Below are 12471 nucleotides of genomic sequence, written 5' to 3'. Positions count from 1 at the left end.
TTGTAGAAAACTACTAAAAACTTACCTTTCGCGCAAAAAACAAGCTAAAGGCAGTAAAAAATACAGTTTACTGTACAAAATACAGTCAACTTTTCTCGAGAGGATCTTAAGTATTATCGAAATTAGGTAATACGCAAGTTTTTAAATAAAAAAAGCGCCACTATTTTTAATGGCGCTTTTATCAATCAATAATGGATTAGTACAAGATACTATATAGTTTACGACGATACTTAGACGCCAATGCATCGCCATCAGGTAAAGAGGCAATGATTTCTAGATAGCTTGGTTTTGCATCCGCGTAGTTAAGATCTTTTTTAAGCACATTAAATAACACCTCTAAAGCTTCTTCTTTACGACCCGCGTTATTGAGCGCATTGCTTAGCTCTACTTTTATCTCTAAATCATTTGGGTATTTTTCAACTTTAGCTTGCAGTGCTTTTATTTCTGGAGAGTCTGTTGCAGCTAATGCTTGTTCACACTTTGCTTGAATATTTGTGAAATACGCATCACGTTCATTCTCTGCCACTGAATCTAGTAATGCTTGTGCATCTTCTAATTTATGAATTTGAATACAAATATCAGCTAATACTAATTTTACACGCGTATGGCTCGGATCAAGCTCATAAGCCTGCTTTGCATAATTAAACGCATTATTTAAATCTTGATTAATTAACGCTTGCTTAGCTTGCTCCAGTAATAACTCGTGCTGGGCAGGTAAATGTTTGGCTAGCGCGTCACGAATTTGCTGCTCTGTTTGAGCACCCGGTAACATATCCACAGGCGCTGAATCTTTTAACATCACAAGCGTTGGTAATGCTTGCAAACCAATTTGCTGTGCAAGTTGCGCTGCAAGAGCCTGCTCAACATCACAGTCTAAGGTTGCTACTAATAAATGCTCACCGTATTCATGTGCGATTTTTTCTAAAATGACAGCTTGCTGATGACACTCTGGGTTTTGCGCAGAGTAGAAAGTTAGTAAAACTAATTTTTCGGCTGAGGTCTCACCCAGTACTTGCTGTAAATTCTGTGGAGTAACATTTACCATATTATTCATTTGATCAATTGCACTATATAAGTATTTAGGTTTTTATATGGTGACAAACATAACAATTACAAGCCCATTCAGTCGAGGTCATTATGAAATTATCAGTTATATCTGCTGCGTTATTACTTCTCACTCCCATAACACAAGCAACAACCTTAGATTTAAATCTTCAGAAAACCATGCCAGAGATTGAAAAGCTTTACCTAGATTTACATCAATCTCCAGAACTTTCTTATCATGAAAAACAAACAAGTAAAAAATTAGCAAAGCGACTTACTAAACTTGGCTTTGAGGTTACTGATAATGTAGGTGGCTATGGCGTAGTTGGTATTTATAAAAATGGTACTGGACCAACTGTGATGATCCGTACCGATACAGATGGCTTACCCATTGTTGAACAAACTGGTAAACCGTACGCTTCAAAAGTAACGGTTACAAACGACGAAGGCTCAACTGTAGGTGTAATGCATGGCTGTGGTCATGATATTCACATGAGTTCGTTTATTGGCACAGCCCAACAGTTAATGACACACAAAGATCAGTGGCAAGGTACATTAATGATGGTCGCACAACCCGCTGAAGAAGTAGGCGGTGGTGCAAAAGCAATGCTTAAAGAAGGACTTTTTACCAAGTACCCTACGCCTAACCACGTTATTGCTTTACATGTCAGTGCCAGTGTTCCAGCTGGTAAAATCAGCATGAAAAATGAGTACACAATGGCAAGTGTTGACTCAGTTGATATTACTGTAAAGGGTAAAGGCGGTCACGGTGCTTACCCACACACAACCATTGACCCTGTTGTGATTGCTTCGCGTATTGTATTAGCACTACAAACGATCACTAGCAGAGAATTGTCACCATTAGAGCCATCAGTGATCACCGTTGGCTCAATTCACGGTGGCTCTAAACACAATGTCATTTCAGATGAAGTTAAACTGCAATTAACGCTTCGTAGTTATAACCCTGAAGTGCGATTACAACAAATCGCAGCAATTAAACGTATCTCTAAAGGGATTGCATTAAGTGCAGGACTTGATGAAAGCTTAGCGCCCGAAGTGTATGTGCATGAAGATGAGTCTATTCCATCTACTTATAATAATCCTGAGCAAACCAATCTAGTCCGTAATGCTATTTCTAACGCAATAGGCAAGAGCAATGTACTGGAAACTGACGCTGTGATGGCCGGCGAAGACTTTGGTTTATACGGACGTACAGATAAGAATATTCCAATTACTTTATTTTGGTTAGGTGGTGTTGAGCCTAGTCAGTATGATGCGGCGATGCAATCTGGTGCAACATTACCTTCTTTACACTCAAGTAAGTTTGCACCTGATTACAAAAAAGCACTTCCTACGGGTATTACAGCTATGAGTAATGCCGCGGTTGCCCTATTCAACAAACAGTAGTTTAGGTTGATTTAGCTCTGGGCTTAGCTTTTCTTTTAAAACGTCGCTTTTGCGGCGTTTTTGGTAATTGAGCAAAGACTTGACTATCGCACTGTTTGGCTTGATCGACTAAAGCATGTAACTCAGTCAGTAATGGCGTTAAAAACTGCTGATAACTCATATGCTGTTCAGCTATGTTCCCTAATGATGCTTCCCACTTAGCTGTTAAGTCAGGGCTAGCAAGCTGCTCTGGTAAAGTGCTAATAAGTGCTTTACCTGTTGCTGTAGCTAAAATGTTTTTACCTTGACGCTCTAAAAAGCGGCGCTTGAATAAAAGCTCAAGAATGCCTGCCCGTGTAGCCTCAGTCCCTAGACCATCCGTTTCTTTGAGGATCTTTTTAATTTCAGAGTCTTTTACATATCGGCTGATGCCTGTCATAGCACTTAGTAAGGTCGCATCAGTAAAGTGCGCTGGCGGTGTGGTCATTTTGTCTATCACTTCACCTTGATTACAATGCAGCGGCTGACCTTTTTCAAGTGCAGGTAAGGTTTGCTCATCTTTTAACTCTGTTTTGCCCATTAATGTTTTAAACCCTAAGCTAATATCTTGCTTAGCAGCAGCTTTAAAAAGACCACCCGCAATTTCAACCGTTATTTTGGTTTCGTTAAACACATAGTCTGGATAAAACTGAATTAAATAATGACGACAGATCAATCGATAGATTTTTTGTTCGTCACTATTTAATGATGCTGAGCGTAGCTGCTTTTCGGTAGGAACAATCGCGTGGTGAGCTGCAACCTTGTTGTCATTAAAACATTTACTCTGCTTGCTCATATCAGCTTGCTTACAAGCTTCACTACTTTGCCCTTCATTATTAGCAATTGCAGCAATAATACTCGTTGCATCTTTATGGTGTTCTTTTGGTAAATAGCGATTATCTGAACGAGGATACGTAATTAACTTATGGCGTTCGTACAAACTTTGACAGGTATCGAGCACCTTTTGTGCTGGCATTGAAAACGCTTTTGCTGCATCGATTTGTAAAGCAGATAAGTTATAAGGCAATGGGGCTTGTTGTTTTTTTTGTTTTTGCTCAAGCTCAACCACCTTAGCTGGTTGATTAGTTATTCGTGACACAACATTTTCAGCAAGTCCTCTATGTAATACTCTACCTTCTTCATCTTGATAGGGCTCGCATGCTTTACTTGGTTGCCACTTAGCAGAAAATGTTTGCTGCTGCTCTGTTTCGAGATGAGCCAAAACTTCGTAGAAAGGTTTTGCCACAAAGTTAGCTATTTCATTATCGCGATTTACAACTAGCCCTAAAATAGGTGTTTGAACACGACCTACAGACAACACATTACCAAACCCTGCTTTTTGTCCAGCAAGCGTATAAGCTCGCGTTAAATTCATGCCAAATAACCAATCAGCACGTGAGCGAGCTAAGGCTGATACGCTCAAGGGAATAAAATCGCGATTCGACTTTAAATTATTCAGCGCTTTTTTAACTGCACTTAAGTTTAAGTCGCTTATTAAGAGTCGCTGGATTTGCTGTTTTTTAGCTTGGCTTAGTTTTACCTGTTCAATTACTTCATCTACCAATAACTGTCCTTCACGGTCAGGATCACCGGCATGGACGATTATACTCGCTTGCTTAATCAGCTTTTTTAATACGGTGAGTTGTTTGCGTGTTTTTGCTTTAGGTTTTAACTGCCATTGTTCGGGCACGATAGGTAAGTGCTCAAATCGCCACTTTTTAAAACTTGCGTCGTAATCGTCAGGCTCAGCTTGCTCAAGCAAATGGCCAATACACCAAGAAACACAATCACCATTAGCAAGCTCAATATAGCCATCTTGCTTTTTTTGTGGTTTTGGCAATGCATCAGCAATGGCTCTTGCTAGGGACGGCTTTTCGGCAATGTAAAGTTTCATAATGCAACACTAAATACTGTTTTTATAAACAGTAGTCTAACACAGCATTTTTTACTTAGGAATGGTCTCAGCGAGCCTATTGCGACGGGTGAATAAGTAAATCATAGGCAAATAACATACAACTACGGTGCCTATATTAATAAGAGGGAGTAAGGTTTTATACATATATGTGCTATACGATAAATCCCATAAGTGAATATCAATTACGCGAAATAGTTGTAATATGGGTGCCATTACAACGACTAACTGCCCTAGTACGCTCTGCCAAAGATAAACCTTATCTTTTATACCAAGATAAGCAATGATGGCCATCCATGCTATGTCATTAAATGCCCATACAACGTAACGCCAAACAAAGATGTCATCAAACTCGCTAAGGCTTGAATGGATAAGAGTGCCATATAGAAAAAAACTAGCGGTTATTACAGAAAACCTAAAGGCGAGCCAATCATTTCTGATATAAAAAACAAAAATAGCTGGGCTCAGAATGAACACCCAGCTATTACCCAATATAACAATAAAAGAGTTAAACCAATCCGGCACAAGTAGCGACCTTAATTAGTTTTCTGTTTTACCATCGTTACCATCACCGTTACCTGGCAGGTAGCAATACTTATCGAGCTTTTTCATTCTTATACCCATTACATTCTTTAACTAATTGTAACTGTAACTGATTTAGGGTCTTACATCAATAGGATCCGACTCTTGCGCCTTGCCTTGCATAATTGAGATTTCGACGCGACGGTTACGCTTTCTATCTTCATCGGTAACATTGGGAACAAGTGGCCTCGTTTCAGCATGGCCCACTACGACCATTCTCGATTTATCGAAACCTGGCGCTTTTTCCATTTCACTTGCAACTGCAACTGCACGCTTCGAAGATAAATCCCAATTATTGGTATATAGCTCATTGGAAACCTGAAAATCATCAGTGTGACCAGATACCGTTATTTCGCCAGGCACGTCTTTTAGCAAGGTTGCAATATCTCGAATAATTGGTTTGAATTTAGGTTGTAAAAACGCACTCCCTGAAGGAAATGAGCCATTTTCCCGAATACGAATAATAATTTGCTGGCCTAAAGACTCTAGTTCAATCGCACCATCAATAATCTGTTGTTCAAGTTGTTGCGCAATTTTCTTCACAAGCTCGTTGGTTTGTTCTTGATTCGCAGCGGAAATAGATTGATCCATCGCTTGTTCTTGCGCTGTACTTTGAGACTCACCGCCACGCTTATTACCACGCTGCTCTTGACGTCCACCTGCTGAGCTTTCATCACCGGCTTGGAATTCCAACATCTGCTGGGTCATTTCAACCGTTTGTTGTTGAATTGTTTCGATAGGCGTAGGCTCGGGTTTACCTGGCGTAAACTCCATGGCTATTACTGAAGTTCCTTTTGGGATGTCTTTTACTTCAATTTTGTTTTGCACACCAAAAGCAAACTTCATTGAGCCAGCAATTTGCTTAAACTTAAGAACATCCATTTCAGAAAAGGCAAGCAAGAGTACAAAGAAGCACATTAACAGTGACATTAAATCTGCGAAGGTTCCCATCCAAGCTGGTAAACCCGGAGGTGGACATTTGCACTCTTGATCAGACATGCTTACTCCTCAGTATCCACTTTTCGTTTAGACTCTGCTAAGTAGTTTTTCAAGATACCTTCTATTACTTTCGGGTTTTGACCGTCTTGAATACCGAGTACTGCGTCGAGAATTAAGCGTTGATTAAGAGCCTCTTCGTCTTTACGTAGCTCTAGTTTGACCTGAATTGGAATAGCAACCACGTTCGCTAAGAAAGCACCATATAATGTCGTTAATAATGCAACAGCCATCGCAGGACCGATAGCTTTAGGATCATCCATATTTGATAACATGGCAACAAGGCCAATTAGCGTGCCTATCATACCCATTGCAGGAGCTATGTCGGCTAACGATTTAAATAATCCTGCGCCATGTTCATGACGAGTGGCAGTAAGTGCGATATCTTTTTGCAAGGTAGCACGAACCACATCGGCGTCATGACCATCGACGAGCATATCAACGCCCTTGCGCATAAAGCCATTAGGAATTTCAGCTTCTTCAAGTGCTAAAAAACCACCTTTACGTGCTGAATCAGCTAACTCTACAGCTTTCTCTATTAGCTCTTCTGGAGATTCTATCTTGAACATGAAAGCTTTCGCGGCAACTTTACCTATGCCCAAAAACTGACCCATAGTAAAGTTTGACAACACAATGAAAATAGAGCCGCCAAATACAATGACCACCGAAGGGGTGTTATAAAACATTGCAACTTGGCCATCACTACTTAACACCATCGACATAGCAATTAAGCCTATGGCACCAAGAATACCTATTATGGTTGCTAAATCCACATACCCCTCCAGAGGAACAATTGCACGATACCCTAAGGCATCAAATTTTTATTATTAACTGCTTATCGGCAAGCAATTGAAATACTTAAATCATTAAATGAATTAATTTTATTTTAATGTAAGTTTCTCAAGCTACAAGTTTATCTTGTGTCTAAAAGCGTAAAAATAGCATATTGGCGTTGCTTTATGCGTAAAAAAACACATCATTCTTTGACCTAGTTTAGCATTCCCCCTAAAATTGGCCTCACTTTCTATCAGCTAGTGAGGCCACTATGGCAGCGAAGAAACCAGAAAACTTGAGCTTTGAAGAAGCCTTGGATGAATTATCTAATATTGTTGTACAAATGGAACAGGGTGACTTGTCATTAGAGCAATCTCTTAAGCAGTTTGAACGTGGTATTGCATTAGCTAATGCCTCATCAGGTAAACTACAACAAGCAGAACAAAAAGTTGCCATACTTATGGGTAACGATAGCCAAGCTCCACTGAGCAATTTCGATTCAAATTTGGACTAATTTCAGTGCAATTAATAGACCAACTGCAAGATGCTCGCAATGATGTTGAAGCAACACTTAATCACTATTTTGATCAGCCTTTAGATACCGAACAAACAATAAAAGAAGCCACTCATTATGGCGTGTTAAATGGCGGCAAACGATTACGTCCTTACCTTGTTTATGCAACAGGTAGGATGATGGGGGCACAGAAAAAAGACCTCGATATTCTTGCAGCAGCCATTGAGTGTATCCATAGCTATTCACTAGTTCATGATGACTTACCAGCAATGGATGATGACGATCTGCGACGTGGCCGCCCTACTTGCCATATAGTTTATGGTGAAGCAAACGCTATTCTTGCAGGTGATGCACTACAAACACTTGCCTTTGACTTAATTGCCAATCATCCTTTTTCTGTACCGCCAGCGCAGCAAATAAAAATGATCGCCTCATTAAGCAAAGCCTCAGGTATTGAAGGTATGGTAGGTGGTCAAGCGCTTGATATTAGTGCGACGAATAATGAAATCAGTGTCGAACAATTAGAGCGTATTCACCAACTGAAGACAGGGGCACTGCTTAATTGTGCAATAACCCTAGGTGCATTGTGTGCCAATCAGTGTGACGAACACACATTAAAACAGCTTAATTTGTTTGGACAAGCGATAGGTCTGGCTTTTCAGGTACAAGACGATATCCTAGATGTCGAAGCAGATACAGAAACACTTGGCAAACCGCAAGGGTCAGATATTGCAGCAAATAAAGCAACCTACCCCGCTCTTTTAGGACTGGATGGCGCAAAGCAAAAAGCGCAAGATTTACTCGCGCAAGCACATCAAGCTTTAGAGGCGATTAATTTCGATACGAGTGAACTGGCAAGGCTTGCCAACTATATTGTTGAACGCAAATATTGATGCGTAAAACAACGACAAAATAACTAAAAAATCAGAGTCACAATAAGCTATAATGCACTCTGGTTAGCGAAGGATGTATATAAAATCATGACACTTGATAGTAGCAAGTATCCATTATTAAGTTTGGTTGACGAGCCAGCACAGCTGCGTGATTTAGCGCAAGATAAATTACCTGCGTTTAGTAAAGAGTTACGCGAGTACCTGCTTAACTCAGTCTCGCAAAGTAGTGGTCATTTAGCCTCTGGGTTAGGCACGGTTGAATTAACTGTCGCTCTGCATTATGTCTATAACACGCCCTCTGATCGACTCGTTTGGGATGTAGGCCATCAAGCCTATCCACATAAAATTTTAACGGGTCGCCGTGACCAGATGCATACTATTCGTCAAAAAGACGGCTTACACCCTTTCCCATTTCGCGAAGAAAGCCAGTACGACACATTTAGTGTGGGTCACTCAAGTACATCAATTTCAGCCGCGCTAGGAATGGCCATTGCCGCTGAAAAAGAAGGTAAAGATCGAAAAACCGTAGCTGTTATTGGTGATGGTGCGATTACCGCAGGTATGGCATTCGAAGCGATGAACCACATGGGTGATGTAAACCCTAACGTATTAATTATCTTAAATGATAATGAAATGTCGATTTCTGAAAACGTGGGTGCACTGAACAATCATTTTGCACGAATCTTATCAGGTAGTTTTTATACCAACATCCGTGAAGGCAGCAAAAAGCTGCTATCAGGCTTGCCTCCAGTAAAAGAGCTTGCAAGTCGCATGGAAGAGCACTTAAAAGGTATGGTCATCCCTGGCACTTTCTTTGAAGAGCTGGGTTTAAATTATATCGGCCCGATTGATGGGCACGATGTAAATATGTTGGTTGATACCTTACGCAATATGCGTAATCTTAAAGGCCCACAATTACTGCACATAAAAACGCAAAAAGGGAAAGGTTATAAACCTGCTGAAGCGGACCCTATTGGCTACCATGGTGTACCAAAATTTGATCCAAGCATATCAAAACTACCCAAATCAAAACCAGGAGCCGCAACATTCTCTAATGTATTTGGTGACTGGCTTTGTGATATGGCTGCACAAGACGACAAGCTGATGGCGATTACCCCAGCAATGCGTGAAGGCTCAGGCATGGTACGCTTTTCGAAAGAATACCCCGAGCAATACTTTGACGTTGCTATTGCGGAGCAACATGCAGTAACACTGGCAGCAGGTTTAGCATGTGAAGGCTTAAAACCAGTTGTTGCCATTTACTCAAGCTTTTTACAACGTGCATATGATCAGCTCATTCATGATGTGGCACTACAAAACCTTCCTGTTTTATTTGCCATTGACCGTGCAGGTATTGTTGGCGCAGACGGGGAAACTCACCAAGGTGCCTACGACCTAAGCTTTATGCGCTGCATACCTAACATGATTATCATGGCACCTAGCGACACCAATGAGTGCCGACAAATGCTTTACACTGGTTACCAATGTAATCAACCAGTGGCTGTTCGCTACCCGCGTGGCAGTGCGGGCAATTGTGACGTTGAAACGCAAATGAGCGCAATTGAAATAGGCCGTGCACGCACTATACGCAAAGGCAGTAAAGTGGCGATTTTATCGTTTGGCACATTACTAGAAAACGCTGAACTGGCGGCAAAAGGACTCAACGCCAGCTTACTTGATATGCGTTTTATTAAGCCGCTTGATACACACGCTATTGATGACTTACTAGCAGAGCACGATGTACTTGTGACATTAGAAGACAACGCCATTGCTGGCGGTGCTGGCTCTGCAGTAAATGAGTATTTAGCAGCCGCTAAAGCGAATGTGAAAATATTGAACTTAGGTATTCCTGATGAATTCATTAAGCATGGCACTCAACAAGAGATGCATGCAGAAATGGGATTAGATCCCCAAGGAATAGTAACCAGTATCAACGCATTCATAACCTGACATTAATTTACAAAAAGGAGCATAGAGCTCCTTTTTTTATTTATAGAACAATCACATCCAAAAAAATTGAAAAATAATTAATTTTTCTGCATCCAATCATACCCCTTCTTCGTTTATTCAATGAGGTTAACCCGTGAGCAAGTAATATGCTTTAAGCTGTGCTAAGCAAAACCGATGTCTGTTCACATTTGATGGAATATTAAAGAAGGTATGAACAAATGAAAGCGTTTAAAAACAACCTAGCAGTAGAACAAATCGACACTCAATCTAAACTTATGAAATTAACAATTTCGGCCTTAGCACTCGCTGTTACGATTGGTATTGCAGGCTGCAGTGGCGATGATGGTAAAGACGGTGCAGCAGGTCAACAAGGTGTTGCAGGACAAGATGGTTCAGATGGAATGGATGGAATGGATGGGCAAAATGGTGCGCCAGGCTTTGCGGCAGCCACCTTTATTCTAGCTAACAATGGCGCTGATAACGCAGGCACAGTCAACTTGATTGATCAAAATGCGGCTAAATTAAGTACGTTTAATAGCGGCGCCAACGAAGGTGTTGCATTCGATAGCCTAGGTAATTTAGTGCAAGCAGCGGATTCTGGTAATGGCTCGTTAAGCACCGTATGTCAGGTGCTCAGTCGTAGCGATGGCAGCTACAACAGCAGTATTGATCGTATGATAAGCGGTACTAACACAACCCTTGTCAACCCTAAGGGTATTCATGTATCTCATAAGCATGGCTTGGTGCTGATTGCTGATTTTAATGCGATGCAAGTCACTGTATTCGGTAAAGAAGCTGCAGGTGATGTGGCCCCACTTGCAACAACAATCACAGATGCAAAACCATGGGACTTAACCTACGACGATGACAACGATCGTTTATACGTTGCACTAACCAATGGTGATGTAGCAGTTTATGACAATTACGTCAGTGGTGGCTTTGTCGCAACACCAGCCCTAACAATTACACCTAGCGATGACAGTGGTGCTAAAGTTTCAGTCAACATTCATGGCATCGCGCTTGATATGCAAACTAACACCTTAGTACTCTCTGATGTAGGCAGTGCATCAGATGCAACAGATGGTGCAATTTTTGTTATTTCTGATGCTTCACAAGCCAGTGGCATGGTCGCGGTAGATCGTCATATTGCAGGGCCTATGTCTATGCTAGGTAACCCAGTTGATATAAGCCTCACAGGGAGTGACTTAAGAGTCGCTGAAAAATCAAATGACGCAGTTCTGGTCTTTAGTAACATATTTGCAGGCCCAAGCGGTGATATTTCGCCAGACTTAGTCACTGCGACCACAAAACCAGAATCAATTACAGAAACCATCATGCATAACGATATGCAAGATAGCTCAGATAGTATCATGGTAAATATGCCACTACTTGGTGTTGCAGTCAGCAGTAACCCAGGGACCGCAGGCCCTACTACAGGGCAAATTAGTCGTTTAAATGCTCCTTTAACAGCCGAGCTTGCGACTTATAATGCAAGCCAAACCATTGAAAGTGTTGCATTCGACAAATCAGGAACCAGCTATGCCACATTTGATAATGCAAGCACGTCAATTGGCGGCGTTGCAATTTCAACTAAAGTGGCGACTTCTCGTGATGGCGAAAGTTTTTCAATGGCTCAAGACAGATTAATTACCGGCGCAAATACCGGTATTATTTCACCGAAGGGGCTTGATGTAGCATCTGATGCTGGCATGGTATTTGTTGCAGAATTCAATCCAACTACACCTGGGGTGCTGATATTTTCAAGCTGCGCAACAGGTGACGTAAGCCCACTCATGACACTGACTCCTAGTGCTAGTGCGCGCCCTTGGGATGTTGACTATGACTCTGCAACAGATAAAGCGTTTGTTGCACTGACCAATGGGACGGTTGCAGTGTTCGATGAAGTTAAAAGCAAATGGCTAGCGGGCATGACAACTATTTCCGGTGAAGATCGCTTAATTACTCCTGCATCGGGTGGTACTGCATTTGCGGCGCCAACAAACATTCATGGCATAGACTACGACCCAACCAGTGACTCGTTAATTATCTCTGATGTAGGCAGTGCTGCGGATGCAACAGACGGTAAAATTTACGTGATAAATAATGCATCAATGGCAAGTGGTTTAACCAACGTTAGCGTTAACATCGCAGGCCCCGCTAGTCAGCTTGGTAACCCTGTAGATATTATGTACACAGGCAGCCATCTCTATGTTGCTGAGAAATCAAACGGTCTAGTAATGCGTTTCGACAATATTTTAAATAGCCCCGGAGGCGATATAGCTGCAGATGTCAGCTACTCATTTACAGCGCCTGAGTCGGTGGCTATTTTACCAGCTTGGCTTAACCACTAAACCATCAATAGGCGTTTAGGTAACAAGCGC

10 protein-coding genes are annotated in these 12471 nt (G+C 41.5%); 5 read left to right on the top strand and 5 right to left on the bottom strand.

Going from position 1 to position 12471, the window contains the following annotated elements:
* Positions 1-196: 196 nt before the first annotated feature.
* Positions 197-1054: a tetratricopeptide repeat protein gene (locus tag LY624_RS04010; protein WP_062570212.1), complete on the bottom strand. Its 858-nt coding sequence runs from the start codon at positions 1052-1054 to the stop codon at positions 197-199.
* Between the two features lie 83 nt (positions 1055-1137).
* On the opposite strand from LY624_RS04010, the gene LY624_RS04005 reads away from it, so the two are divergent.
* Positions 1138-2451, top strand: a complete 1314-nt coding sequence (locus tag LY624_RS04005; RefSeq protein WP_341803912.1) for a M20 metallopeptidase family protein — start codon at positions 1138-1140, stop codon at positions 2449-2451.
* A gap of 1 nt (position 2452) precedes the next feature.
* On the opposite strand, the gene LY624_RS04000 is transcribed toward LY624_RS04005, so the two are convergent.
* The 4 genes from LY624_RS04000 to pomA all read right to left on the bottom strand — a co-directional run bounded on the left by LY624_RS04000 (position 2453) and on the right by pomA (position 6732).
* Positions 2453-4363 carry a DNA topoisomerase III gene (locus LY624_RS04000; RefSeq protein WP_341803911.1) on the bottom strand — a complete coding sequence of 637 codons (1911 nt, stop codon included), beginning with the start codon at positions 4361-4363 and terminating at the stop codon, positions 2453-2455.
* 51 nt (positions 4364-4414) lie between these two features.
* Positions 4415-4906, bottom strand: coding sequence for a hypothetical protein (locus tag LY624_RS03995; protein WP_130150837.1), 492 nt, complete (start codon positions 4904-4906; stop codon positions 4415-4417).
* Positions 4907-5038: 132 nt separating this feature from the next.
* Positions 5039-5962 (bottom strand): flagellar motor protein MotB, encoded by a 924-nt coding sequence (locus tag LY624_RS03990; RefSeq protein ID WP_130150836.1) that lies wholly within the window; start codon positions 5960-5962, stop codon positions 5039-5041.
* A 2-nt stretch (positions 5963-5964) separates the two neighbouring features.
* Complete coding sequence (pomA, locus tag LY624_RS03985; RefSeq protein WP_062570207.1) at positions 5965-6732, bottom strand: flagellar motor protein PomA; 768 nt, start codon at positions 6730-6732, stop codon at positions 5965-5967.
* A 272-nt stretch (positions 6733-7004) separates the two neighbouring features.
* Between pomA and xseB the strand changes: the two genes are divergently transcribed.
* From xseB to LY624_RS03965, 4 genes are all read left to right on the top strand, one after another.
* Positions 7005-7247 (top strand): exodeoxyribonuclease VII small subunit, encoded by a 243-nt coding sequence (gene xseB, locus LY624_RS03980; RefSeq protein ID WP_062570206.1) that lies wholly within the window; start codon positions 7005-7007, stop codon positions 7245-7247.
* A 5-nt stretch (positions 7248-7252) separates the two neighbouring features.
* Positions 7253-8140: a (2E,6E)-farnesyl diphosphate synthase gene (ispA, locus tag LY624_RS03975; RefSeq protein WP_130150835.1), complete on the top strand. Its 888-nt coding sequence runs from the start codon at positions 7253-7255 to the stop codon at positions 8138-8140.
* An 87-nt stretch (positions 8141-8227) separates the two neighbouring features.
* Positions 8228-10090 (top strand): 1-deoxy-D-xylulose-5-phosphate synthase, encoded by a 1863-nt coding sequence (dxs, locus tag LY624_RS03970; RefSeq protein ID WP_341803910.1) that lies wholly within the window; start codon positions 8228-8230, stop codon positions 10088-10090.
* Positions 10091-10308: 218 nt separating this feature from the next.
* Complete coding sequence (locus LY624_RS03965; protein ID WP_341803909.1) at positions 10309-12441, top strand: hypothetical protein; 2133 nt, start codon at positions 10309-10311, stop codon at positions 12439-12441.
* Positions 12442-12471 lie beyond the last annotated feature (30 nt).

Origin of the sequence: Pseudoalteromonas sp. N1230-9, assembly GCF_032716425.1 — a bacterium.
Classification (GTDB): Bacteria; Pseudomonadota; Gammaproteobacteria; order Enterobacterales; family Alteromonadaceae; genus Pseudoalteromonas.
The sequence above is the reverse complement of the archived record's forward strand: the minus strand, read 5'-3'. Positions and strand labels throughout refer to the sequence as shown.

Coding starts and splice junctions, on each gene's coding strand:
- LY624_RS04010 (WP_062570212.1), bottom strand. CDS start 1,054: ATGAATAATATGGTAAATGTTACTCCACAGAATTTACAGCAAGTACTG.
- LY624_RS04000 (WP_341803911.1), bottom strand. CDS start 4,363: ATGAAACTTTACATTGCCGAAAAGCCGTCCCTAGCAAGAGCCATTGCT.
- LY624_RS04005 (WP_341803912.1), top strand. CDS start 1,138: ATGAAATTATCAGTTATATCTGCTGCGTTATTACTTCTCACTCCCATA.
- LY624_RS03990 (WP_130150836.1), bottom strand. CDS start 5,962: ATGTCTGATCAAGAGTGCAAATGTCCACCTCCGGGTTTACCAGCTTGG.
- LY624_RS03965 (WP_341803909.1), top strand. CDS start 10,309: ATGAAAGCGTTTAAAAACAACCTAGCAGTAGAACAAATCGACACTCAA.
- xseB (WP_062570206.1), top strand. CDS start 7,005: ATGGCAGCGAAGAAACCAGAAAACTTGAGCTTTGAAGAAGCCTTGGAT.
- dxs (WP_341803910.1), top strand. CDS start 8,228: ATGACACTTGATAGTAGCAAGTATCCATTATTAAGTTTGGTTGACGAG.